Genomic DNA, 26,008 nt, shown 5'->3' on the forward strand with positions numbered 1-26,008 from the left:
ACCTCCTTATGATAAATATTGTTTAAGGTAGTCTGGATGACTCTCTACTGTCTTGGGTTTTGCTTCACCTAATCGTACTAACCAAAGATAGAGTACTGCGAAGAAAACTGAAGAACGATGACGAGCAACCCAAGTACCTAAAGCACTGCCAAATAGCAATAGACATACGACAATGATGACAGCTGACATTGGAGGTTGAACACTTTGAAAAACGCTTGTATGCAGCCACTTATAGAAGAGGTTATGAATGATAAAATATACAAAGGCTGCTCCTCCTAAACATGTTAAGCCGGCAATTCGACCCATTTTCCCCTCTCCAAAAGCCACGAGCTGAGTCCAAGAAACGGACAATGACCACCCTAAGATTAAGGCACTAATGAATTGATATCCCTCTCCAGGAGCAATAAGCCAAAAAGCAACACCTATCATTAAGGCTAACGTCCGGCCAGCCATGATCCATAAATAGGTTGATCTTTCATTAACACGAGTCGATACTTCGAAACGCCGTACCGCCGAACCAGCCTGTAAAAACAACGTAGCTTTGAATAAACCATGTAAAATAAGATGAATAATGGCTGCGATATAGGCTCCTAATGCACACTGAATGAGCATAAACCCCATTTGTGCAACCGTGGAGCCTACTAGCTGGCGTTTATAGTCAACCTGGACCAAACTAATACCAGTTCCAATCAATACAGAGATGCCAGCAAGCAGAAGTAAAATAATCGATGCTATACCACCATTAAATAGAGGTGAAAATCGAGTTAGTATAATCCCGCCTGCATTTACTAAACCTGCGTGCATAATCGCAGAAACAGGAGTTGGAGCAACAATAGACTCAATTAACCATCTGTGGAATGGCCATTGAGCCGCAGGAATGATCACTGCTAATACAATCAATAGATTAATCCCTGTTCTCTCCCATGCCCCCAGTTGAGCTAAGCTTTCATTTGTTAAAACCAATGATAACTGCCATTGACCTGTGACTTGAAAAAGCCAAACTATCGCGAAAAACAAAGAAAGCCAGCTTAACAAAAATAATCGGCCAGTAACCTTTGCTGCTTCACTAGCGACTTGCCAAGCACTGTTTAACCTAATAAGCAGGGTTAAACCGACAAGAGTTGCTCCCCAAGAAATAACCATCAAGCGGAGGTCACCACTTAACCACGCAATTGAAGCAGCACCTGTAGTGAAAGTAAAAAGCGTAAAATATTTTCGATAAGATCGATCACCCATTAAGTAACGTACAGAAAAACGCTGAATGATTAGGCCAATTGTCAAAACAAAGAAGGTCAATAACCAAGCTAAGGAATCGAAGTACCAAGGGCCAACATTCCCATTCACACTCCTATTGGCAAGAATCACTAAGGAAACCAACGGCGGTAAAGCCAAGATACCAATATGAATGCGAACAAAACCCAAGGATACGCGAGGATGTAAAAACAATAGTCCACTTATCCCAGAAGCAATAAGCGTAATAAAAAATAATGTTAACAATGATGACAAACTCAGCGAAACTAACATTTCAAATTCTCCCTTTTTAAAAGTCGTTATTGCTCAAAAGACCTTTAGATCAGATCATATTTTCTATAATTTAATACAAATTTTATATATCTCTATTTTTTTCCAATAAAAAAGCCGACAATTTCAAAATTTCAATGATGTTTTTAATCATTGAATCTTGAAAATTGTCGGCTTCACTTCAACTAACTTCTGCGAAGTTTTTTGAAGAGCTACCTTATTATTGGTCATTTTACTATATGCTATGTTTTAACTTCCTTCTAAAGGAATGAAATCATCGCTACATTTTAATATAGTGCTTAATTATCAAATAAAATCGACTTATGTTTCTCCTCCATTTAAATTAGGATACTTTTTCATCCTGTCAAGATTAGTTGAAAGAATGCTAAAGACCTAATAATTTAACAAACGAAAATAAACATCTGGGCCGATTATTAAGTTAAGTATAAGATATGCTAAATTTTAAGCATTGTCAAGATGTTGGAATACAGAGAAAGAAGTATCAAATCCTTCTTTCCCTTTAAATATACATCCTGAATCTTTATCCAAGGCTTATGATATCTATCACTTTAATTTTTTGTAGAAATACAAGAAGAATTTTATAATCATTTTTCTATTTTCTTGTTTAGTAAATAACTGAGTTCAATTAGGAACTATAAATGAATACTGGTTCCTACTTTATTTTCAACAGCCTTAACAACCAAGAAATTGAACTAGCTGTTGTGGATATTGTTATAGCTAGAATTCCCCAATTTCTCCGTAGATGTCACTTTCCTTAAAAATACCTTCTTTAATATTTTCATATTCTTATGGCAATCCTAAATATCTGAAAAATTAAACATAGCCATCTTTAAAACAAAAAACCCCTTTGGCTAAAACTGTAGCTTTAAAATATAGGTTGATCAAAAATAACACATGAACCTTCAGTTTACGGCAAATTTAAAGAATCCATAGAAAAAAAGATAGATCAAAATGGATTCTACAGCTTTGAATACAGGTGGAATCTTTATAAAAGAGTTTATCATTTTAGGTTACGATTTTTTGAACATTAGCACCCGATTGTTGAATAAATCTAAAGGTTTTTTGACTTGTTTTCCTTTCTTTTGAAGCGATAAAGAAGTATGTTTTCACATTTTTCATAAATTTTCATGGTAGTTTGAGTAATATTTAGTTTAGGGAATGTTAAATATATAAAAGTTGAAACTGCTAGGCTTATTAATACTCCTGCTAAAACATCAAAAGGATAATGAACCCCAACCCATATACGGGAGACTCCCACAAGAACAGCTAACAGTACCCATAAAATTGACCAGCCTCTCTTAAAGAGCCAGAATGAAATACAATATGAGAAGAATAAAATTGTATGGTCACTTGGAAAAGAATTGTCTTTTTCTTTATGTATCAGTTTATTAACCTCTCCCAATTCAACAAAAGGTTGATAATTCGAGTGAAATACCCCTGAAACCTTCCCTATCGTAAAGGCACAAATGAAAGCGATAGATGCACAAAGAATCATAATTCTATTATCCGTATCTCTTGTAAACCAAATAAAAAGAACACTTAGTGCAAGTAAAAAAACCATATATTCAGCAATAAAACTAAATACAGGATTCAAAAAGGGATGTTCTTTTCCTAAGTCATTAACTAGTCTAAACAGTGATATATTAACTTCTGAAATATCCAAACCTAACACCATCCAATCTCTTTTTAGAACATAATAAAAGAAAATTAGATGACCTGCCATCGAATCAAATTACATTATTTGAGATTAAAGTTACATTTTTGTAAGATTAGTGTCACATCATTTATGTAAAAAGGGGGTCCAAAATCAATTGGAATCCCCTTATAATTTTTAGTTACCTGCCTCTTTAGTTAAAATAGAAAAATACCCTTAGACAAAAATTATCTAAGGGAAAAAGCATCGCAACATTTTTATAAACGTCGTAACTTTATTTTAAAGTCGGCAAAAACAACCAAAGGGGTTAAACATTTTACTCCACAGTAACACTCTTCGCAAGGTTACGCGGCTTATCAACATCACAGCCGCGATGCAGTGCGGCATAGTAAGCGATCAGCTGCAATGGAACAACAGATACCAATGGAGCAAGCGCTGGGTTTACTTCCGGTAATACGAATCTGTCATCCGCATCGTCTAGGCCTTTCAGTGAGATGATGCATGTGTTGGCTCCGCGAGCGGCAACTTCTTTGACGTTTCCGCGGATGCTTAGGTTTACGTGCTCTTGTGTTGCCAGTGCGAATACTGGTGTTCCTTGTTCGATCAAGGCGATGGTGCCGTGCTTCAGTTCGCCGCCGGCAAAGCCTTCTGCCTGGATGTAAGAAATCTCTTTCAGCTTCAATGCGCCTTCGACACATACGAAGTAGTCGAGGCCGCGTCCGATGAAGAAAGCGTTTCTGGATACAGTCAGGTATTCACGAGCGATCATTTCCATTTCGTCTTTCTGGTCGCAAAGGGCTTCCATTGCGTTTGCTGCAATACCGAGTTCTTTGACAAGATCAAACCCGATATCGATGCCGTTTTTGTCAGCAGCTACTGATGCAAGAACCGCAAGAACTGCGATTTGTGCTGTGTATGCTTTTGTTGACGCAACAGCAATTTCAGGGCCTGCATGAAGCAACAATGTATAGTCAGCTTCACGGGAAAGCGTTGATCCCGGTACGTTTGTGATCGTCAGCGCTTTGTGTCCGAGTGCTTTGACTTGAACAAGAACCGCGCGGCTGTCTGCTGTTTCTCCGCTTTGAGAAAGGAAAATGAAGAGCGGTTTCTTAGACAGAAGCGGCATGTTGTAAGAGAATTCACTCGCTACATGCACTTCAACCGGCACGTTTGCCCACATTTCAATGTATTGTTTACCGACAAGTCCTGCGTGATAGCTAGTTCCGCAGCCAATGATATAGATGCGGTCCGCTTCCGCTACAGCCTCAGCGATATCGCCAGGCACAGACAGTTTGCCGTTTTCGTCTTGGTACGTTTGGATGATTTTGCGCATCACAACTGGCTGCTCATCCGTTTCTTTCAACATGTAGTGAGGGTACGTGCCTTTTTCGATATCACTGGCATCCAGCTCAGCGATATAAGACGCACGTGAAATAACGTCGCCATCAAGGTTTTTGATAACAACTTGATCATCAGTCACGATGACCATTTCTTTATCCATCAGCTCTACATATTCGTTTGTAACTTGAAGCATTGCCATCGCGTCAGACGCCACGACGTTGAATGTATCTCCAAGTCCAACTAATAGAGGGCTTTTGTTTTTCGCTACAAAAATCGTTTCTTTGTTATCGTTATCGAATAAAGCAATTGCGTAAGAGCCTTTTAACAGTGTAAGTGTTTTGCGGAACGCTTCTTCTGTATCAAGTCCTCCGTTGACAAATTGCTCGATTACTTGAACGACTACCTCTGTATCGGTATCACTTTTGAGCTCTACATCTTGTAAATAGTCCTGTTTCAGCTGAACATAGTTCTCGATCACGCCGTTATGAACAAGTGTAAAGCGGCCCAGTGCGCTTTGATGCGGGTGAGCGTTCAGATAGCTTGGTTCGCCGTGTGTTGCCCAGCGAGTATGGCCAATTCCTGCTTTTGCTCCTACATTGGCATCCACAACTTCACGAAGATCGGCAATGCGTCCTTTTTCTTTAAACACATGGATCCCCTGTTCGTTGGCAACTGCGATACCCGCAGAGTCATAGCCGCGGTACTCAAGCTTCTCCAATCCTTTTAACAAAATTTCCTTCGCATCAAGCTGACCGATATAACCTACGATTCCACACATAATTTCTTCCTCCTAAGATTGTAAAAGGAGACGAAGAAAGTCATTTTTCAAGGGGACTTTCAATCGTCCCCTCCTACATGTTTTATGGAAGATCATGTGATTTCCCTTTGTTCAAGGAGTCGCCTCCTTGGTTTGAAGAAATCCTTACGGCTGTGATCTGCATACTCAGCCGGGAGGCATCCGCCGAAAAATCGATAACCTCCATCCTCGTCAACTAAGCCTTTTTTCGGGCGCTTAGTTCGGGCGCTATAATTATAAGTGAAACAAAATCCCGTCTTTCCTGCCTCTAGAAAACAAGAACAAGACAAGCTTGATTTTACAGCATGTGCCAAGAATGGTCAATTGTTTTTTAAACAACTTTGCCGCCTGTCTCACAATTATTATATGTGAGTCGCACTTGTCTTGTTCGCTCTCTGTTTATAGATTTCGTTACTCTAATCCCATTTCTGACCGGACGACTTCAACAATGCGATTAACATATTCATCGCACAGTTCTTTCGTCTTCGCTTCAGCCATCACACGAACGAGCGGTTCAGTGCCAGATGGGCGCACTAAAATCCGGCCGTCGCCGTTCATTTCTTTTTCAACCTCAGAAATAACGGCTTTTACTTTTTCGTTTTCTTCGACTTTATATTTATCAGTTACTCTCACATTGACTAAAAGCTGCGGAAACTTCTGCATTTCAGCCGCAAGCTCTGACAGCGGCTTGCCTGTCGCTTTTAATGTATTCATCAGCATAATGGCGGACAATAATCCGTCACCTGTTGTGTTGTAATCAAGGAAAATTAAGTGGCCGGACTGTTCACCGCCGACATTGTAGCCGTCTTTTTTCATCGCCTCTACCACGTAGCGGTCGCCGACAGCCGTCTGCACGCTCTTTATCCCTTCTTTTTCAAGCGCTTTATAGAAACCGAGGTTGCTCATGACTGTGGAAACAACCGTATCATCCTTTAAGCGGCCCTCTGATTTCAGGTATTTTGAGCATATGTACATAATTTGGTCGCCGTCAACGATATTTCCTTTTTCGTCGACTGCGATCAGTCGGTCGCCGTCACCATCGAACGCAAGGCCGATATCAGCATTTTTCTCTTTTACAAACGCACTGAGCGCTTCGGGATGAGTCGATCCAACTCCGTCATTGATGTTTAATCCGTTCGGAGAAGTTCCCATTGTCGACACGTCTGCGTCTAAATCGGCAAACAAGTGTGTCGCAAGCGATGACGTCGCTCCGTGTGCGCAGTCAAGCGCAACATGAATGCCTGTAAAATCTTCGTCGGCAGTCTGTTTTAAGAATTGCAGGTACTTTTGGCCGCCTTCAAAATAGTCGTTTACAAGTCCCAAGTCAGCTCCAACCGGTCTTGGCAGCTTATCCTCCGGTTCATCCATCAGACGCTCAATTTCAGCCTCCTGTTCATCAGAAAGCTTAAATCCGTCTCCTCCAAAGAACTTGATTCCGTTATCCTGCACTGGGTTATGAGAAGCAGAAATCATGACGCCCGCCTCTGCATCCATCGCTTTTGTTAAATAGGAAACACCAGGTGTAGAAATGACTCCCAGACGCATGACTTCTGCGCCAATTGATAAAAGTCCGGCGACAAGGGCTCCCTCCAGCATATGGCCGGAGATGCGTGTATCGCGGCCTATCAGCACTTTTGGACGTTGTTTGTCTTTTGTCAGCACATACCCGCCGAAACGTCCGACTTTAAAGGCCAGCTCAGGCGTAAGCTCGCTGTTGGCAACACCTCTTACACCATCTGTTCCAAAATACTTGCCCATTTTATAATCGCTCCTTTTTTATTCTGATGAAGATTGTGAACCTGTATTTGATTCATCTTCATCCTGATCCTGATTTTGATCTTGGTTTTCGTCTTGATTTTGATCATCATTGTTTTTATCGCTGTTCGTTGTATCTTCTCGCTGATTATTCTCTTTGTCATTCGTCTTGTCATCAGTGTCATCCTGGTTCCCTGACGTCGTATTGCTGTTATCTTTTGTTGTCGTATTCGTTTTTTTAGACGTAAGCTTGATTTTTGCATTTTTCTGCCCCAAGGACCAGGTTACATTTTGAGGCCCGTTTACTTCAAGCTTCACACTGTGCTCTCCGTCATCTAAATCAGATACATTCACATACAATTCTATGTCTGATTTCTGCAGTTTTTTTATGTTGCCGGGAGAGCCTTTGGCCGTAACATCTATCGTTTGTGATTCCGGATCCAGAAATTCAATGTTCTGTGAGCTGCTCAGCCCTACAGTCTTAATAGGGACATTCTCAAACGTCTGATCCGCTTCACTATCTACTTCTATATGCAACGTCACCTTTGACGGCGAGATTTTTTTGACGCCGTCAGGAAGCGGAATATCTGCCTCGATATCAGAATCCTTTTTGATTTTGCTTAAATCTAAGCTGACACCATCTATAAATTCAAGAGAATCCAAGACATCCTGCGAGCCGTAAACCGTCACCTCACTGGGACTTGATTCGATATTCGCTATGCTGACCCCGTCAGGAAGGCTTCCTGTCCGCTCAATTTTAAAGGGCACTTTTTTACTCGGACTTGTCACCGGAACGGTAATTTTGATGACCGAGGGCTCCACATCGACAGGAAGCGCGTTTCCGTCTTTATCATAGACAGTCACTTTCGCTTCCTTTTCAATCGTTTCATCTGCATTTTCCAGGTTTATCGAAGCTTTCACAAGAGAAATATTATCAATCACGGCTTTAGAACCAGTAATCTGTACATTTTTAGGACTGACAATCGGCTGCTCCGGAGAATAGCCTTTTTTCATCTTGCTTTTGTTGTAGTACTCCACTTCAACAGGAAAGCTTTCTGTCGTGCGTTCTTGAATGGTGACGGTCGTCACGGACGGATTAATGGATATCGTCAGCCCATCCGACACGTTTTTGGCCTTAAGCTCGACCTTATGCGTGCCGGTTTTCAGCTTCTCCATATCCGCGTATATCTCAAAATTCTTTGTCTGTCTCGCCTTCTTCACGGCGCTTGTCGGACCTTTTATCGTGACATTCACCGTTTGCGGAACGCCCGTCACGACATAATTTTCATCATCGTAATATGCTTTAACCGGTATATCAGTCAGTGTTGCCTCATCAGTTGTAGATGTTGGAAAAAATGATTCACCTGGTTTTTTCGGAGTTGGTGCTTGGTTGCTGTTAACCGCTACATAAAGCAAGAGCGCGAAAAGCAGCGCAATGACTTTCACAGCCCAGCGGTTGTTTAAGAATTTATCCATTTTTCTTGCCCCTCCAATACCAACGGTTAGAAGAAGTCTCTCTGGTGTTCTTCTTAAACTCTGCTTCAAGCATTTCTTTCAGCGCTTCTTCCGTCAGCTCTCTGTGAAGGTCACCATTCCTCGCCACACTGACGCCGCCGGTCTCTTCAGACACGATAATCGTCAAACTGTCTGTAACTTCACTGATTCCGACAGCCGCCCTGTGCCGCGTTCCCAGTTCTTTTGAAATGAACGGGCTTTCAGAAAGCGGCAAATAACAGGCGGCAGCGGCAATTTCATTATTTTTCATAATGACCGCTCCGTCATGAAGCGGTGTATTCGGGATAAAAATATTGATCAAGAGCTCAGAGCTGACCTTTGCATTCAAAGGAATGCCCGTTTCAATATAATCCCCCATACCCGTATCCCGCTCAATGGTTAAAAGGGCGCCGATCCGGCGTTTCGCCATATAATTGATCGCTTTCGTTATAGCCTCAATTGTTTTCTGCTGCGCCTCCTCAACCGGCGTGCCGCTCCTCGAGAAGAAACGGCCCCGTCCAAGCTGTTCAAGCGCTCTTCTCAGCTCAGGCTGAAAGATAATAATAATTGCTAAAAATCCCCATGTTATCGCTTGGTCCATCAGCCACTGAAGCGTGCTGAGGCCCAAATATTGACTGGCCATACGGACAAGCACGATCACAACGATTCCTTTTAAGAGCTGAACCGCCTTCGTGCCGCGTATCACCATAATCAGTTTATATATCACATACCAAACAAGGAGAATATCAACGGCATTGCCGAGGTACTGCAAAAAAGGGATATCCTCAAAAGCCATTTCCTCGTCCTCCAAGAATTCAGTCATTTCGTATTTTGAAGTTTAATGTGTTACGCATATGTACTTTACATAGCGAGCCCATTATACCACATTTCGTTTTGGCAAGTGAAATATGCCAGCCGTTTGAGAACCTAAAAAAAGAGTAAAGCGCACAACACGCTTTACTCTTCTCCGTTCGGGTCTAATGCATTGAATACACTTTTCCCCGCAGACTTCATTTTATACCATGTCCAGTCGAATAATTGATTAATCTCCTCAATTTGACCGGTGACTTGTCCAGCAGAGGCCATATACTTTTCTCCGTTTACAACGGTTACATCCCCGTCTATTTTCCCTTTAATAATCAGCTTGCCGTTTTTGACGGTGACATCACCTTTGACCGTCTCACCTTCAGGCACGATCACAGTGTTGTTTTGCACGACCAGATTCGGCTGCTTCGACACGCTGAAGTTGTGGTCATTGTGCCAGCTGTTTAACAATCCTCCGCCCATCAAAATGATGAATACCGCAGCAGCCGCGATAACCGGATGGGATCTGAACCATCTTTTCACAGAAGCTCTTTTCTTCTCCTTAGGCAATTTTGCCATGACGTTAGCGGTAAAATCGGCGGGGGCTTCGACATGCGATGTGCTCCGGACGAGCGCAATGGATTTTTCCATCTCATAAAAATGCTTTCTGCATTCCTCGCATGCCTCCAGATGTTCTTTTAATACTTGTTCATCTTTCGGAAGGATATCTCCATCAAGATGCATATGCATAAGCTGCACAATTTGTTCAGGACAGCTCATTTCATCACCCCACTTAAAGATCCCTTAATTGTTTTCTAAGAGCCTCTCTGCCTCTGTGAATCCGCGTTTTTACAGTCCCCACAGGAATGTTCAGAATCTCGCCGATTTCAATTAATGAGAGTTCATCAATATACTTTAATACAATGACAGTTCTGTATTTGTCAGGAAGCTTTAATATTTTCTGCTGAATCGTGTGTGAAAGCTCCAGCGATACGACTGCATCTTCAGGCAAAACTCCATCTGCGGCGATTTGGGAATACATCGTCAAGCCTTCTGTACCCGCCACTTCTGCATCGAGGTAATAATCCGGCTTCTTTTTGCGAATGCGGTCAATGGTCAAGTTGGTCGCAATTCGATAAAGCCAAGTTGAAAATTTCCGGTTGATATCAAAACTGTCGATATTGACGTACGCTCTGATGAAAGCCTCTTGTGCGATATCTTCCGCCTCATGCACATTGCCAAGCATACGGTAGCAAAGCTGATAAATTTTATCCTTGTAAATATCTACGATGTCCGCAAATGCATTTTGATCGCCTTTTTTGACTTGCTTAATTCTCTTTTTAATCATCATTTCCATATTTATCTAACCTCTGCCTTCACCGGTCTGTATGTATACGAGCTTCGTTTCTAAAGGTTTCAATTTTTTTATAAAATAAGTTTAACAAATTTTTGGCAGGGTGTAGATGGCAATTTGTGAATAAACTACCTTAACATATTTTTAAAATTATTATACAGACTGAACAGTTAGAAGTTGGAATGATTTTTTCAAAAAGAAAAAAGACACCTTTGATCAAAAGGTGTCTGTGACTGGGCTAGCTGGATTCGAACCAACGCATGACGGAGTCAAAGTCCGTTGCCTTACCGCTTGGCTATAGCCCAATGATGGTGGAGGGGGGCAGATTCGAACTGCCGAACCCTGAGGGAGCGGATTTACAGTCCGCCGCGTTTAGCCACTTCGCTACCCCTCCATATTTTTAAGAAAAACAGTGCCGGCAAGAGGACTTGAACCCCCAACCTACTGATTACAAGTCAGTTGCTCTACCAATTGAGCTACACCGGCAAGATGGTGGAGGATGACGGGCTCGAACCGCCGACCCTCTGCTTGTAAGGCAGATGCTCTCCCAGCTGAGCTAATCCTCCAAATGGTGACCCGTACGGGATTCGAACCCGTGTTACCGCCGTGAAAGGGCGGTGTCTTAACCGCTTGACCAACGGGCCGTTTGTGTTCTCGTCGAGCTGACAAAAGTTATTATATACAGGTTCCCCCCCTTTTGTAAAGAGGAAATTTAAATTTTTTATTTTCAAACTTTTTAACCCCTTTTTTAACTGAAAAAGCCTCCTAACATTTATCATTTATTTTAAGATAGATATAGATCGAATTAAGAGAGGAGAAACCAATATGATACTAGTCAGCTCTTGCCTCGGCGGCATTGAATGCAGATACAACGGTTCGCATGCCGCATCAGAGAAAATCCGAAAACTGATTGAAGAAAAACAAGCAGTGATGGCTTGCCCTGAACTTCTCGGCGGCTTCTCCACTCCCCGAGAACCAGCAGAAATCATCGGAGGCACTGGTGAGGATGTTCTTAGTGGAGCCGCGAAAATCATAACGTCTTCAGGAGAAGATGTAACAGATTTATATATGAAGGGCGCGGCCCAAACATTGGCCTACGCAAAAGAAATCAACGCCTCTGCCGTCATATTGAAAGAAAACAGCCCATCATGCGGAAGCAATTTCATCTATAATGGCTCATTTTCAGGCAAAAAAATCGCTGGAAACGGAGTAACCGCCGCGCTATTAAAACAAGCGGGGTACCGTGTAATTTCTGAAAACCAGTTAGACGACATATTGTAAGGAGGCTCATCATGATGCAAGATATCTCTTTATCCTTCTATAAGCCTGAGCATTTGCCGGAGCTTTACGCATTTACTTTACACAATGATGACAAACGCTTTACCGCTCTCCCTAAAGAGGTGCTGACTCATGCTCTAAGCATACAGGAGCGCTATCCGGTTGTTATCTTAAAAGGTGATCTGCCAATAGGCTTTTTCATTCTACATACGTCAAAAGAAACCATTGCTCCCTATTCCAACAATCCATTTGCTTTATTGCTCAGTTCCTTATCATTAAACTCTGCCCACCACGGACAAGGCTATGCGAAAAAAGCCATGCTTCAGCTCCCCTCTTTTGTTAACGGGTATTTCCCATGGTGCGATGAAATCATTTTAGCCGTCAATCACCTGAACACCCGTGCAAAGCAGCTATATATGAAAACCGGATTTCTTGATAAAGGACGCCGAAAAATCGGGCCGCTTGGCGAACAGCTGATACTTCATTATTTCTTATAGCCTCTTTTGAAATAAAGTTTCAAAAATTAAAAATGATAGTTGAAATATCATAACAGAAATGAATATACTGAATATTGAGATATATTTATTTTTACACAGGGGGCATCCTCATGTCAGAACAATTGAATCTTCACAATCTTACAACGGAATCACGCAATAGCCAAACATCGGAAATACACAAAGCTAATACCCTCGATATCTTAAAAATGATTAACAATGAAGATATCAAAGTCGCTGCCGCCGTTCAGCGTGTCCTTCCCGATATCGAAGCAGCCGTCGAATGCGCGTATGAATCCTTTCAAAATGGCGGACGGCTCATTTACGCAGGTGCAGGCACTAGCGGCCGACTCGGTGTGATGGACGCAGTTGAATGTCCTCCGACCTACAGCGTCAGTCCTGATCAGGTAATCGGATTAATGGCCGGCGGTCCCAACGCATTTTTGCAGGCGGCTGAGGGGATTGAAGATCATGAAGAAGCAGGGGCCGAGGATTTACGATCCATCCATCTCACCTCAGCCGATACAGTGATCGCGATTGCAGCAAGCGGCCGTACGCCTTATGCAGCAGGTGCGCTGAAATACGCCCGCAAAATCGGAGCAAACACCGTCTCCCTTACCTGTAACAGTCAATCTGCCATCAGCAAACACGCTGATCACAGCATTGAAGTCGTCGTCGGGCCAGAAGCCATTACAGGCTCGACACGTATGAAAGCCGCAACCGCTCATAAAATGATTCTAAACATGATATCCACCGCTGTAATGGTCAAAATCGGCAAGGTCTACGAAAACTTGATGGTGGATGTCAATGTCAGCAACAAAAAACTAAAAGAACGCGCCATCAGCATCATTCAAAGCCTTACAGACGTTTCTTATGAGAAAGCGCAATACACACTTGAACAGGCGAATCTTCATGTCAAAACAGCAATTGTTATGCTCAAAACCAGCACAGATCAAAACAAAGCGAAGACATTGCTTGATGAAGCGAACGGTTTTATAGACAAAGCAATTGAAAACTACCATTCATGATAAGGAGAGACAGTAATGGCGACAGGCGGTTTAGCTATCATTCAATCAATGAAACACAAGCTGCCACAATCAGAGCGTAAGCTTGCGGACTACATATTAGCCCATCCCCACAAAGCGATAGAAAGCACAGTCAGCGAAATCAGCGCCTTAGCTAATTCAAGTGACGCTGCCGTCATCAGGCTCTGCAAGTCACTGGGACTAAAAGGATTTCAGGATTTAAAAATGAGGGTAGCGGGCGATCTGGCAAAACCTGCTGTTCAAGGCTACCGGGACATCGCTCCTCATGAATCGCTGCCTTCCATCTCTGAAAAAGCAGCCGGCAATGCCATTCAAGCAATTCAAGACACCTCAGATCTCATGGATTATCAAGAGCTTGAGCGCGCTGTTTCTCTGCTGCTTCAAGCGAACACTGTACATTTCATCGGCCTGGGCGCCTCGGGAATTGTCGCCAAGGATGCACAGCAAAAATGGCTTCGAATTCATAAACAGGCGACTGCTTTCACGGACACTCATCTTGTGGCATCTTTAATCGCAAATGCAGATAAAAAAGACATTGTATTTGCCATTTCATTTTCAGGTGAGACACATGAAATCATCGAGCTGCTTTCGATGGCAAAGGAAAAAGGCGTCACAATCATCAGCCTCACGCAATTCAGCCAAACCTCCGTCTCTGCATTATCCGACGTTTCATTATATACAGCCCATTCCAACGAGGCCCTGATTCGAAGCGCAGCCACTTCCTCCCGTCTCGCCCAGCTTTTTATGATTGATGTTTTGTTTTTAAGCATGGCGGCCGAGCAGTATGAAGAAACGGTCGGCTGCATTGATAAAACGAGAGAAGCAATCAAATCTATGAGAAAGTCATAAGGCATCTTGAAAGGGAGGGGTTTGTATGAGCAAAGAAAAACACTACAATACTCTGGCGGAAAAAATCCTTGAGCTATGCGGGGGAAAATCCAATATTTCTTCCTATACGCATTGCATGACCCGCTTGCGCATTACGCCTTACGATGTCAGCAAAACGGATAGTAAGGCGTTAAGAGAACTTGATGGCGTCCTTGGAGTCGTCGAAGCTGAAACCCTGCAGATTATCCTCGGCACTGGTGTCGTTAATCATGTCACCGCCGCTTTTTCGAAGCTGGTATCATCAGAAGAAGATTTTAATCTAAAAGAGGCCGCCGCCAAAAAGAAATCCGATATCAATCGTAAGAACGCCACCCCGTTTAAGCTTTTTTTACGTAAAATAGCCAGCATCTTCATACCTCTCATTCCCGCACTCGTCGCTTCAGGCTTAATTACCGGGATTACCAAAGCGATAATCCAAGCCGGCTGGCTCTCTGCAGAATCACAAACGGCTATTGTCCTCACAGTCATCGGATCAGGCCTGTTCACTTATCTCGGCATTCTCGTCGGCATTAACGCGTCAAAAGAATTTGGCGGGACGCCCGCTCTCGGCGCTCTGGCAGGGATTCTGATCATTAACCCGGAAATCGCAAAGATCAGCTTATTCGGAGAACAGCTTCTTCCCGGCAGGGGAGGCCTCATCGGCGTTCTATTCGCAGCTATATTCATTGCTTACACAGAACAATTCGTCCGCCGCTTTATTCCTCAATCACTCGATATTATCGTAACTCCAACAGTTTCACTTTTGATCACTGGAATATTGACGTATGTCGTTTTCATGCCTTTAGGCGGGTTCATTTCAGATATCATCACATCCGGTCTTCTGTCCATCTTAGACATCGGCGGAATCGCTGCAGGCTTTATTCTGGGCGCGACCTTCCTCCCTCTCGTTGTCACCGGGCTACATCAAGGCCTGACGCCGGTGCACATGGAACTCATCAATTCGATCGGTGATGACCCGCTTCTCCCTATCCTTGCTATGGGAGGCGCGGGACAAGTGGGCGCAGCCTTCGCCATCTTCGTTAAAACAAAGAAAAAAACGCTGAGAAAAGCGATCACAGGGGGTCTTCCTTCAGGACTGCTCGGCATCGGTGAACCGCTTATATTCGGTGTAACGCTGCCGCTTGGCCGTCCGTTTTTGACAGCGTGCTTAGGGGCGGGTATCGGCGGAGCTTTTCAAGCTTATTTTCAGGTAGCCACAGTTGCGCTCGGCGTCTCCGGATTGCCGCTCTCTTTTCTGGTGCTGCCTTCACAAATCATCTTATATATCATTGGTCTCTTTATTTCCTATGCGGCAGGCTTTTTATTGACCTACGCTTTCGGATATAAAGATGAAATGGCTGCCCAGTTCGATTAAATGATGACGTTTTAGGAATAGTAACGGCATAGAAACACGGAAAGGAGCAAGCTTGTGAGAACGAAGACATTAGCATTACTCAGCGCTATTTTAACCGTGTCCATTCTGACGCCGAACGAAGCCTTCGCACAAACCGCCCTTCATCAAGCAGACAACCAGGTTGAGCCGAAAACAATAAATCCAGAAACTGCACAGTTTTCGTCGAAGAAACTAAGGAAGGTTGATCAGATGATTGAACGGGACATTGCAGCAGGATTCCCCGGCGCCGTTCTGGTCGTCGTGAAGGACGGCCGTATGATCAAAAAAGAAGCATACGGCTACAGTAAAAAATATGACGGGGCTGAACTGTTGCGCCGTCCGGCAAAAATGAAAACCCGCACGATGTTTGACTTGGCATCAAATACAAAAATGTATGCAGCCAATTTTGCTTTACAGCGCTTAGTCAGCCAAGGCAAACTCGACGTTTATGAAAAGGTATCTGCTTATTTGCCTGATTTCAAGGATCAGCCTACAGATCGCATCAAAGGGAAAGATAACATTCGTGTCATTGATGTCCTGCAGCACCAATCAGGGCTTCCATCCAGCTTCTACTTTTACAGCCCGGAAAAAGCCGGAATGTATTATTCGCAAGAGCGGGAGAAAACCATTGAATACTTGATGAAAATCCCGCTGGATTATGAAACAGGAACAAAACACGTATACAGTGACATTGGATACATGCTTCTCGGCTGTATTGTCGAAAAACTCACCGGCAAACCGCTTGATGTCTATACGGAACAAGAGCTCTACAAACCGCTGAAGCTGAAACATACGTTGTACAATCCGCTGCAAAAGGGCTTTAAAGCAAAACAGTTCGCAGCCACTGAACGTATGGGCAATACACGAGACGGTGTTATCCATTTCCCTCATATCCGCACAGACACGCTGCAAGGAGAAGTACATGACGAAAAAGCATTCTATTCGATGGAAGGCGTTTCAGGCCACGCCGGACTGTTTTCAAACGCTGATGATATGGCGATTCTGCTTCAAGTCATGTTAAACAAAGGAACGTACCGAAACGTTTCATTATTCGATCAGAAAACAGCTGACCTATTTACGGCGCCATCAGCAACAGATCCGACATTCGGCCTTGGATGGCGGCGAAACGGCAGTAAAAGCATGGAATGGATGTTTGGCCCTTATGCAAGCGAAAATGCGTACGGACATACTGGCTGGACAGGAACGGTTACCATCATTGATCCGGCATACAATTTAGGCATCGCTTTGTTAACAAATAAAAAGCATTCACCTGTCGCTGATCCAGCGGAAAATCCGAACGTGTTTGAGGGTGACCAATTTTCAACAGGCAGTTACGGAAGCGTCATTACCGCGATTTATGAAGCAATGAAATAATCGACGATAGGAGGAAGTTGTTATGAAACCTGTCATTTCGCTTATCCTTTCCACCGTCCTTTTTCTTTCATGTTTTCTCGGCGTCAGTCAGACAGCTGAAGCAAAACCCCGCAGCTCCGATGATGCCAAACAGATAGTTGATCGTATGACGTTAGATGAAAAACTTGGCCAGATGCTGATGCCGGATTTCAGAAACTGGAAAAAGGAAGGTGAGTCTTCTCCGCAAGCCTTCACAAAAATGAATGAGGAAGTCGCTGGCCTCATCAAGAAATATCAATTCGGCGGCGTCATACTATTTGCAGAAAATGTAAAAACAACTGAACAAACGGTACGGCTGACAGACGCATATCAAAAGGCCAGCCCTAAGATTCCGCTCTTACTCAGCATTGATCAAGAAGGCGGGATCGTGACGAGATTAGGGGAGGGCACTAATTTCCCAGGCAATATGGCGCTTGGCGCAACAAGAAGCAGAATCAATGCATATCAGACCGGCAGCATGATTGGAAAAGAGCTTTCTGTCTTAGGCATCAATACAGATTTCAGCCCAGTCTTGGACATTAATAATAACCCTGATAATCCCGTGATCGGTGTGAGATCATTCAGTTCTGATCGTGAACTGACAGCACGACTCGGTTTATATTCTATGAAAGGTTTGCAACGGCAAAATATCGCCTCTGCTCTTAAACATTTCCCGGGACATGGAGACACTGACGTTGACAGCCATTATGGACTGCCGCTCGTTTCTCATAACCAGAAACGGCTTCGTGAGGTTGAACTCTATCCTTTTCAAAAAGCGATTGATGCCGGAGCAGATATGGTGATGACAGCTCATGTTCAATTCCCAGCCTTTGACGACACCACATATAAAAGCAAGCTTGATGGATCAGATATTATGGTTCCCGCTACACTTTCAAAGAAAGTAATGACCGGGCTGCTTCGGGAGGAAATGGGATTTGGCGGTGTAATCGTCACTGATGCTCTCAATATGAAAGCCATAGCAGATCATTTCGGTCAGGAAGAGGCGGTCGTCATGGCCATAAAGGCCGGTGTTGATATCGCGTTAATGCCTGTCTCAGTTACATCTTTGAAAGATGAACAAAAATTGGCAAGCGTGATTGACTCCTTAAAAGAAGCTGTTAAAAATGGAGACATTCCCTTACAGCAAATCAACAAATCTGTGGAAAGAATCATTTCCCTGAAAATAAAGCGCGGTATTTACCCCGCTCAGCATGACAGCAGCATAGATAAAAAGGTGAAGAAAGCACTCAAAACAGTGGGAAGCAAACACCATACGAAGACAGAGCAAAAAATCGCTGAAAAGGCAGTGACAGTATTAAAAAATGATCAGCATACCTTGCCGTTCAAACCCAAAAAAGGCAGCCGAATTTTAATTGCCGCACCTTACGAGGAACAAACAGCATCCATTGAAAAAACCATTCACGATTTAATGCAGCGAAAAAAAATCAAATCTGTTTCTCTTAACAAAATCAACTTTGCAGAAAAGGTATTTAATGCTGAGCATGAAAAACAAGTAAAAGAAGCTGATTATATTATTACAGGCTCTTACGTTGTAAAAAATGACCCTGTCGTCAACGACGGTGTCATCGACGACACGGTAACAGATTCAAGCAAATGGGCCACCGCTTTTCCGAGAGCTGTCATGAATGCCGCACTGCAGCACAAAAAGCAATTTGTCTTAATGAGTCTGCGCAATCCATATGATGCCGCCAATTTCGAAGAAGCAAGAGCTTTGATTGCCGTCTATGGTTTTAAAGGATATGCAAACGGGCGTTATCTTCAGCCGAATATTCCGGCCGGCGTTAAAGCGATCTTCGGACAATCAAAGCCAAAGGGCACGCTGCCAGTCGACATTCCATCCGTCACAAAACCGGGAGACATCCTTTATCCATTTGGCTATGGAGTAAACATCAAAACGGGAAAACCGCTTTAATAAGGAGGAGCATATGAAGAAAACAGTATTGGTTCTTCTCGCAGGGCTTATGATGTTCGGGACAATGACGGCTGCCTCAGCTTCGCCTGATTCAGAAAAACAAACAGCAAAAAAACCTAAAGTCCAGACCGGCATTGATATCCTCTTGTCACGACACAAAAAGCAGCTAATGGGAAAAAGAGTTGGACTGATTACCAATCCAACAGGTGTGAGTGCATCCCTTAAAAGCAGCGTGGATATTCTTTACGAAGACCCCGATATACAGCTGACAGCTTTATTCGGGCCTGAGCACGGCGTTCGCGGCGACGCTCAGGCAGGAGACGAAGTAGGCTCTTACATTGACGAAAAAACCGGGGTTCCCGTATACAGCCTTTACGGAAAAACGAAAAAACCCACTCCTGATATGCTGAAAAATGTCGATGTTCTTCTATTTGACATCCAGGACGTCGGGACTCGTTACTATACGTACATTTATACAATGGCTTATGCAATGGAAGCCGCTAAAGAAAACGGAATTCCTTTTATCGTGCTGGACCGTCCGAATCCCCAAGGCGGAAAAAAGGTTGAAGGACCAGTGCTGGAGCCCGAGTACGCATCCTTTGTCGGACTCTATCCCATTCCGTTAAAGCACGGGATGACCATTGGAGAATTGGCTTTACTATTCAACAAGGAATTTAATATTAATGCTGATGTGTTAGTCGTAAAAATGAAGCACTGGAAACGCTCTATGGATTTTGACGAAACCAGACTGCCTTTCGTCCTCCCTTCACCGAACATGCCAACCGCAGAGAGTACATTTGTATACCCTGCAACAGGGTTAATTGAAGGAACAAATGTATCTGAAGGGCGGGGAACGACTAAGCCATTCGAGTTGATCGGAGCTCCCTTTATCAAAAGCACAGAGCTTGCAGAAAAAATGAACAGTCTTGATCTGCCTGGCGTTACGTTCAGAGCTTCCTCCTTCACTCCAACGTTCTCTAAACATCAAGGAACACTTTGCCACGGCGTGCAGCTCTATATTACGGACAGAGAAAAATTTGAAGCGGTTAAAACAGGACTGTCGCTTATTAAAATGATACATGACCTCTATCCTGATGATTTTCAGTTCCTAGCGTCTGGCTCATTTGATAAATTGGCAGGCAACGGCTGGATTAGAACGAAAATCAAGAACGGTGCTTCAATTGATGAAATCATTGACACCTATCAAAAACAGCTGAAGCAATTCAATAAAACCAGAAAACAATATCTCCTATATTAAGACTTAAGAATGGTATGTTACACGTGTAACATTTTCTTACCCAACAAAAGCATGATCATTTTCCCTTGCCCGCACATTGCGGCAAGGGTTTTTAAATCCAAAAACAACACGCTTTATATAGGAAAACTTTCATTTATTTGGTACAATCTTATTGAAAATGATTATCATTTAAGCGAGCGTTTCTGAAAAGGTGGTCTTCTCCTTGCAAAACTCAATGATTTATCATCCGGTACAAATTGAATATATGAAGAAAACGAGTGATCTCTTCTCAGAACAGCAATTGACCGACTCATTCGTGCTGATCTTTCATTTAAAAGGAGATGGACATATTTCTATCGGAACAAGAACCGCTCCTCTCCAAAAAAAGACACTGTATGTTTGTCCGCCTCATGAGACATTCGGCATTACACCTGCAGAAGAGAGAAATATAGATATGTGTCTGATCAGACTTCACTGCTATACAGCGGAAGCCCGGCAAGATCTCTTAAAACCATGCACTGAAACTGATTTATCCAGTCTAAACCTTGTGAATGTTTCACATATCGAAAACCTTTCAGCCCGGCTTCAAGAACTAGCTGAAATTTGGGCAGAAGCAGCTCAGCTTTCTCAATTAAAATGTGTGATAGAGGTTCAGAGCCTGATTTATGATCTATTCACAGCTCATGTATCAGATCAAAACGATACACAATCTGCGATTGAAAAAACAAAACATTACATTGAAACTCATGCCGATACAAAAATTACACTTGCCCAGCTCTCAAAAATGGCAGGAATCAGCGCCAAGCATTACAGCGAAACCTTTAAAAAATGGACTGGCCAGAGCGTAACAGAATTCATTACAAAAACTCGGATCACCCGAGCAAAGCGGCTTATGGCAAGATCCAACTGTAAACTGAAAGAAATCGCCCATCAAACCGGCTATCAAGATGAATTTTATTTCAGCAGAATCTTTAAAAAGCACACAGGTTCTTCACCTACAAGCTATATGAAAAAACGCAGGCAAAAACTAGCCGCCTATGGAAAGGGAACAATGGGACAGCTCATTCCTCTGCATCACATACCGTTTGCAGCCGCACTCCATCCAAAATGGACGGCTTACTATTATCAGCATTATTCAGCAGATATTCCAGTACAGCTCAGCGCATACCGGTTTAATGAAAAATGGGAGGAAAACCTGCAGACGTTGTCCCAAGCTGAACCCGATATCATTTTCAGCATGGATTCTGTTTCTTCAGAAGAACAAAAGCGCCTGAACAGCATTGCAGAAGTATGTTACCTTCCTGCAGAAGAAAACTGGAGAGCACACTTTCTGCACACCGCCACGTTTTTAAAGGAAGAATCGGAGGCTGAAAAGTGGCTCGCAGCCTATGACAAGCAGACGGCTTCCGCTAAAAAGACATTGCTGCACGCTCAAGAGTTTCGTTATCTCTTTCTTCGTCTGCATAAGCAGCGCTTTTATGTGGCGCATAATCGCAGCGTCCGCGAAGTTTTCTTTGAAGATTTAGGATTCAAACCGGCTGACACGCCTTCAGAACAAGCGATTTCATTAGAAGACATCACAAATTGCCAAGCTGACTGTATCATGCTCTTTCTTTTTAAAGAGCCGGAAACCATTGCTTATTATCAGCAATTAAAACAGTCGGAAATATGGCAAAACCTAAGCGCAGTGCGGAACGGACGTGTGTATCACCTCTCTTCAGACCCATGGAATGAGTACTCGGCTTGCGGGCACGAGCGGATTGTTCAGCAAACCATTTCTATGCTATCCGGTGATAGTCCATGATAAATATGGAATTTGTCCATGGTGTTATGTCTATTCATTCTCTATAATTCCAATTGATAATAGTTATCAATTGAACAGGAGGCACTATAGATGAAAAAGCTATCTCTTACCTTATTAATCTTGCTTCTCGCACTCACGGCGGCAGCTTGCGGCAGCAAGGAAGAATCCTCTGCGAGCAAAGCGAGCGGCACAAAGTCCGAGAAAAAGAAAATCGAGTATTTGGATAAAACGTACGAAGTAAACGTACCGACAGATAAGATTGCCATTACGGGAAGCGTTGAATCCATGGAAGACGCAAAACTGCTGGACGTTCATCCGCAGGGTGCAATCTCATTCTCCGGAAAATTCCCTGAAATGTTCAAGGACATCACAGATAAAGCAACACCTACAGGGGAAAAAATGGAGCCAAACATTGAAAAAATTCTTGAAATGCAGCCAGACGTGATCCTGGCATCTACAAAGTTCCCTGAAAAAACCCTGCAAAAAATAAGCACGGCCGGCACGACCATTCCGGTTTCACACATCTCATCAAACTGGAAGGAAAATATGATGCTGCTTGCCCAGCTGACTGGAAAAGAGAAAAAAGCGAAAAAAATCATTGCAGACTATGAACAGGATCTAAAAGAAACAAAAACGAAAATCAGTAAACAAGCAAAAGATTCAAAAACGCTTGTCATCAGAATCAGACAAGGGAATATTTACATTTATCCTGAACAAGTGTACTTCAACTCAACTCTTTATGGCGACTTAGGCCTTAAAGCACCGAATGAAGTCAAAGCCGCAAAAGCGCAAGAGCTGATTTCATTAGAAAAACTCAGTGAAATGAACCCTGACCACATTTTCGTCCAATTTTCTGATGATGAAAATGCGGATAAACCTGATGCATTAAAAGATTTAGAGAAAAATCCAATCTGGAAAAGCCTCACAGCAGTCAAAGAAGATCATGTGTACGTCAATTCAGTTGATCCTCTTGCACAAGGCGGTACGGCTTGGAGCAAAGTCCGCTTCCTGAAAGCGGCATCTGAAAAATTAACACAAGACTAAATTAGAGTAGGTTTTTGTATGTATTCAAAACAGTGGACACGTATCATTTTGATTACTTCTCCATTTGCTATTGCATTATCATTGCTGCTTTCCGTCCTCTATGGCGCAAAGCAGCTTAATGCTGATATTGTCTTTGCATCACTTTTTCATTTTGATCCGGGAACCACAGACCATCAAATCATATGGCATTCCCGGATTCCAAGGGCTGCCGGCGCTCTGCTCATTGGGGCAGCCCTTGCTGTATCTGGAGCGCTCATGCAAGGCATCACACGCAATTATTTGGCATCGCCCTCAATTATGGGTGTTTCAGATGGTTCCGCGTTTATCATTACGCTTTGTATGGTTCTGCTTCCGCAATCATCTTCGCTTGAAATGATCATTTACTCTTTTATCGGCTCCGCATTTGGAGCTGCATTGGTATTCGGCCTGGCAACAATGCTGCCTAACGGGTTTACGCCCGTACAGCTAGCCATCATTGGCACAGTCACAAGCATGCTGCTTAATAGTTTAGCGGCTGCCATATCGATCTATTTTCAAATTTCACAGGATCTGAGTTTCTGGTACAGCGCCAGACTTCATCAAATGAGCCCCGACTTTCTAAAGCTTGCCGTTCCATTTTTCCTGGCTGGTATCGTCATAGCTGTCTCTCTCAGCAAAAAGGTGACCGCTGTATCACTAGGCGACGATATTTCTAAGAGTTTGGGCCAAAAGAAAAAAACGATCAAAATCATGGCAATGATCTCTGTCATCATTTTAACCGGAAGTGCTGTAGCGCTTGCCGGAAAAATTGCGTTTGTCGGTTTAGTCGTTCCGCATATCACGAGATTTCTCGTCGGCTCAGATTATAACAGACTGATTCCTTGTTCCTGCATCTTGGGCGGCGTCTTTTTAACGCTGTGCGATCTCGCCAGCAGATTTATCAATTATCCATTTGAAACACCGATTGAGGTTGTGACTTCTATTATCGGCGTTCCTTTCTTCCTTTATTTGATCAAACGAAAAGGAGGAGAGCAAAATGGCTAAAAAATATGCAGTGTTAATCGTATTGATTCTCCTCGTCAGCTATTTCAGCATGACCAGCGGATCATTTTCTGTTCGTCCGACAGAGCTGCTCTCCACTCTTTTTCAGATCAATCCCAATCCGCAGTATGAAGTTTTGCTGTTTGACTTAAGACTGCCGCGGATTGTCATGGCAGCCATTATCGGACTCGGACTTGGCATAGCAGGAGCTGTCATTCAGGCCATCACACGAAACGGTCTTGCAGACCCGGGAATATTGGGAATCAATGCGGGAGCAGGGGCAGGTATTGTGGCGTTTATGCTGTTGTTCCAAGGCCAGAAAGAAGTAACTTCGATTGTCGCGGCAATGGGAATGCCGTTTTTCGGCCTGATCGGCGGACTGGCTGCTGCAGTCATGATTTACATATTCGCTTGGAACAGAGGCAATTTAGATTCAGGCAGAATTATTCTGGTAGGAATCGCGATTAATTCAGGATTCAGCGCTTTGTCTTTGTTTCTATCATTAAAAATGGACCCGCAAGATTATGAAATGGCCATGGTATGGAAAAACGGCAGCATCTGGTCGGCAAACTGGACATATATCACAGCCGTTCTTCCGTGGATGCTGCTGTTTATTCCGATTCTTCTTGCCAAATCTCGTTTGCTCGATACCATCCGCTTTGACGAAGACACGGTCAGAAGCCTTGGCATTTCGTCAAATAAAGAAAAAACCATTCTGCTCGTCGCCTGTGTCGCCATCATTAGCGCCTGTGTCTCTGTGGCGGGAAGCATGGCATTTGTCGGCTTAATCGCGCCTCATATTTCCCGGAGATTGGCCGGTGTCGAACACCGCTATATTTTGCCTTTGAGCGGTTTGATCGGCATGCTGCTTGTATTGAGCGCAGACTTTGCCGGAAAACTGTTTTTCCAGCCCGCAGAAGTGCCAGCCGGCATTATTTTGGCGATACTCGGTGTTCCGTATTTCTTATACCTGCTTTTCAAGCAAAAAAAGGGGGAGAGTGTTTGAACGGATCTTTATCAGAGCATAAGGCGGGCGACAGGATGTTTAAGCTGTATCTCCCTCCTTCCTACAGTACGGACAGCAGGGCATTTCCTTCTGTTTACGTACAGGATGGCGGTTCTTTGTTTCAAGGTCAACTAGAACTGATAGAAAACAGGTTTCATCAAAACAGGGTGCCTGAGCTCGTGCTGATCGGCATAGAGCCTAAAAACCGGCTCGACGAGTACACTCCTTGGCCCGCCGCATCACTCAGTGATCAGTTTCTAGACTTCGGCGGTAAGGGGGCTGACTACCTTTCTGAAATAACAAACCGGCTCATTCCGTTTGTGGAAGAAAGTTGGAATGTCTCCAGAAGGGCTCAATCCAGAGGTATGATCGGCGCCTCATTAGGCGGCCTCATCTCAATGTTCGCCTTTCTGAGACATTCATCATTATTTGGAAAAATAGGATCTCTCTCAAGTTCATACTGGTACGAGAACGCAGCAGAAACTATCTATACTTCCTCTGTAAGACCGGGTTCAATGCGTATTTTTATGTCTGTCGGCAGTGAAGAAGGCGCCGGAAAACAATCGATTCAGCAGACGATGCTCCAAAAAACAAAATACGTGCACGAGAGCCTAATAGAAAAAGGGTTCACTCAAGATCAGCTGTGCCTCGTCATTGAAAAAGGGGCGGTGCACCACCGCAAGCATTTCTGCAAACAATTTATCAATGCGCTGGAATGGCTATACGGAAAAAACCGCTCCAACATATGAGCGGT

At 43.5% G+C, this 26,008-nt stretch carries 21 protein-coding genes and 5 tRNA genes; 13 read left to right on the top strand and 13 right to left on the bottom strand.

All coding sequences use genetic code 11. The features are described 5' to 3' along the window. Positions 1 to 6: 6 nt before the first annotated feature. From ACQVGS_RS21005 to ACQVGS_RS21065, 13 genes are all read right to left on the bottom strand, one after another. Positions 7 to 1,524 (bottom strand): NADH dehydrogenase subunit 5, encoded by a 1,518-nt coding sequence (locus ACQVGS_RS21005; protein ID WP_106022456.1) that lies wholly within the window; start codon positions 1,522 to 1,524, stop codon positions 7 to 9. A 1,069-nt stretch (positions 1,525 to 2,593) separates the two neighbouring features. Further along, positions 2,594 to 3,217: an undecaprenyl-diphosphatase gene (locus ACQVGS_RS21010; protein ID WP_083504421.1), complete on the bottom strand. Its 624-nt coding sequence runs from the start codon at positions 3,215 to 3,217 to the stop codon at positions 2,594 to 2,596. Positions 3,218 to 3,512: 295 nt separating this feature from the next. After that, positions 3,513 to 5,315, bottom strand: coding sequence for a glutamine--fructose-6-phosphate transaminase (isomerizing) (glmS, locus tag ACQVGS_RS21015; protein WP_024120031.1), 1,803 nt, complete (start codon positions 5,313 to 5,315; stop codon positions 3,513 to 3,515). A gap of 429 nt (positions 5,316 to 5,744) precedes the next feature. Next, positions 5,745 to 7,091, bottom strand: coding sequence for a phosphoglucosamine mutase (gene glmM / locus ACQVGS_RS21020; RefSeq protein WP_044162156.1), 1,347 nt, complete (start codon positions 7,089 to 7,091; stop codon positions 5,745 to 5,747). A gap of 18 nt (positions 7,092 to 7,109) precedes the next feature. Then, on the bottom strand, positions 7,110 to 8,564 hold the full coding sequence (gene cdaR, locus ACQVGS_RS21025; protein WP_127696131.1) for a CdaA regulatory protein CdaR: 1,455 nt from the start codon (positions 8,562 to 8,564) through the stop codon (positions 7,110 to 7,112). Then, a complete protein-coding gene (gene cdaA / locus ACQVGS_RS21030; RefSeq protein WP_024120028.1) occupies positions 8,557 to 9,378 on the bottom strand; it encodes a diadenylate cyclase CdaA in 822 nt (273 codons plus the stop codon). Before cdaA ends, cdaR begins: the two co-directional genes overlap by 8 nt. 161 nt (positions 9,379 to 9,539) lie before the next feature. Further along, a complete protein-coding gene (gene rsiW, locus ACQVGS_RS21035) occupies positions 9,540 to 10,166 on the bottom strand; it encodes an anti-sigma-W factor RsiW (RefSeq protein WP_059292084.1) in 627 nt (208 codons plus the stop codon). Between the two features lie 13 nt (positions 10,167 to 10,179). Beyond that, positions 10,180 to 10,743: an RNA polymerase sigma factor SigW gene (gene sigW, locus ACQVGS_RS21040; RefSeq protein ID WP_010332813.1), complete on the bottom strand. Its 564-nt coding sequence runs from the start codon at positions 10,741 to 10,743 to the stop codon at positions 10,180 to 10,182. Between the two features lie 230 nt (positions 10,744 to 10,973). Next, a tRNA-Gln gene (locus tag ACQVGS_RS21045) sits at positions 10,974 to 11,045 on the bottom strand. Positions 11,046 to 11,049: 4 nt separating this feature from the next. Then, a tRNA-Tyr gene (locus ACQVGS_RS21050) sits at positions 11,050 to 11,134 on the bottom strand. 19 nt (positions 11,135 to 11,153) lie between these two features. After that, positions 11,154 to 11,226 (bottom strand) — tRNA-Thr (locus tag ACQVGS_RS21055). A 4-nt stretch (positions 11,227 to 11,230) separates the two neighbouring features. After that, positions 11,231 to 11,306: transfer RNA gene (locus ACQVGS_RS21060), tRNA-Val, on the bottom strand. Between the two features lie 3 nt (positions 11,307 to 11,309). After that, positions 11,310 to 11,384: transfer RNA gene (locus ACQVGS_RS21065), tRNA-Glu, on the bottom strand. A gap of 181 nt (positions 11,385 to 11,565) precedes the next feature. Here ACQVGS_RS21065 and ACQVGS_RS21070 point away from each other — a divergent pair. The 13 genes from ACQVGS_RS21070 (at position 11,566) to ACQVGS_RS21130 (ending at position 26,003) form a co-directional block, all read left to right on the top strand. Continuing rightward, on the top strand, positions 11,566 to 12,021 hold the full coding sequence (locus tag ACQVGS_RS21070; RefSeq protein WP_024120027.1) for a 2-thiouracil desulfurase family protein: 456 nt from the start codon (positions 11,566 to 11,568) through the stop codon (positions 12,019 to 12,021). A gap of 11 nt (positions 12,022 to 12,032) precedes the next feature. After that, positions 12,033 to 12,515, top strand: a complete 483-nt coding sequence (locus ACQVGS_RS21075) for a GNAT family N-acetyltransferase (RefSeq protein WP_151174704.1) — start codon at positions 12,033 to 12,035, stop codon at positions 12,513 to 12,515. A 110-nt stretch (positions 12,516 to 12,625) separates the two neighbouring features. Continuing rightward, the gene (gene murQ, locus ACQVGS_RS21080) at positions 12,626 to 13,540 is read left to right on the top strand and encodes an N-acetylmuramic acid 6-phosphate etherase (RefSeq protein WP_151174703.1); all 915 of its coding nucleotides are present in this window, start codon (positions 12,626 to 12,628) and stop codon (positions 13,538 to 13,540) included. A gap of 15 nt (positions 13,541 to 13,555) precedes the next feature. Further along, positions 13,556 to 14,407 (top strand): MurR/RpiR family transcriptional regulator, encoded by an 852-nt coding sequence (locus tag ACQVGS_RS21085; RefSeq protein WP_151174702.1) that lies wholly within the window; start codon positions 13,556 to 13,558, stop codon positions 14,405 to 14,407. Positions 14,408 to 14,432: 25 nt separating this feature from the next. Next, complete coding sequence (locus ACQVGS_RS21090) at positions 14,433 to 15,800, top strand: PTS transporter subunit EIIC (RefSeq protein ID WP_095714753.1); 1,368 nt, start codon at positions 14,433 to 14,435, stop codon at positions 15,798 to 15,800. Between the two features lie 54 nt (positions 15,801 to 15,854). Continuing rightward, entirely contained in the window at positions 15,855 to 17,192 is a 1,338-nt protein-coding gene (pbp4b, locus tag ACQVGS_RS21095; protein ID WP_095714752.1) for a penicillin binding protein PBP4B, read from the top strand. Positions 17,193 to 17,214: 22 nt separating this feature from the next. Beyond that, positions 17,215 to 19,143 carry a glycoside hydrolase family 3 protein gene (locus tag ACQVGS_RS21100; protein WP_400152786.1) on the top strand — a complete coding sequence of 643 codons (1,929 nt, stop codon included), beginning with the start codon at positions 17,215 to 17,217 and terminating at the stop codon, positions 19,141 to 19,143. Between the two features lie 13 nt (positions 19,144 to 19,156). Then, positions 19,157 to 20,401 (top strand): exo-beta-N-acetylmuramidase NamZ family protein, encoded by a 1,245-nt coding sequence (locus ACQVGS_RS21105; protein WP_400152788.1) that lies wholly within the window; start codon positions 19,157 to 19,159, stop codon positions 20,399 to 20,401. A 202-nt stretch (positions 20,402 to 20,603) separates the two neighbouring features. Then, positions 20,604 to 22,184 (top strand): bacillibactin transport transcriptional regulator Btr, encoded by a 1,581-nt coding sequence (gene btr / locus ACQVGS_RS21110; RefSeq protein WP_106021238.1) that lies wholly within the window; start codon positions 20,604 to 20,606, stop codon positions 22,182 to 22,184. Positions 22,185 to 22,274: 90 nt separating this feature from the next. After that, on the top strand, positions 22,275 to 23,228 hold the full coding sequence (gene feuA, locus ACQVGS_RS21115) for an iron ABC transporter substrate-binding protein FeuA (RefSeq protein ID WP_024120018.1): 954 nt from the start codon (positions 22,275 to 22,277) through the stop codon (positions 23,226 to 23,228). An 18-nt stretch (positions 23,229 to 23,246) separates the two neighbouring features. Next, complete coding sequence (locus tag ACQVGS_RS21120; protein ID WP_151174698.1) at positions 23,247 to 24,251, top strand: FecCD family ABC transporter permease; 1,005 nt, start codon at positions 23,247 to 23,249, stop codon at positions 24,249 to 24,251. Next, on the top strand, positions 24,244 to 25,254 hold the full coding sequence (gene feuC, locus ACQVGS_RS21125; RefSeq protein ID WP_106021132.1) for an iron ABC transporter permease FeuC: 1,011 nt from the start codon (positions 24,244 to 24,246) through the stop codon (positions 25,252 to 25,254). The genes ACQVGS_RS21120 and feuC overlap by 8 nt, the downstream gene beginning before the upstream one ends. Then, positions 25,251 to 26,003, top strand: a complete 753-nt coding sequence (locus tag ACQVGS_RS21130) for an alpha/beta hydrolase (RefSeq protein WP_487446205.1) — start codon at positions 25,251 to 25,253, stop codon at positions 26,001 to 26,003. Before feuC ends, ACQVGS_RS21130 begins: the two co-directional genes overlap by 4 nt. The last annotated feature ends 5 nt before the right edge of the window (positions 26,004 to 26,008 follow it).

The organism is Bacillus sp. SD127, from assembly GCF_058566445.1.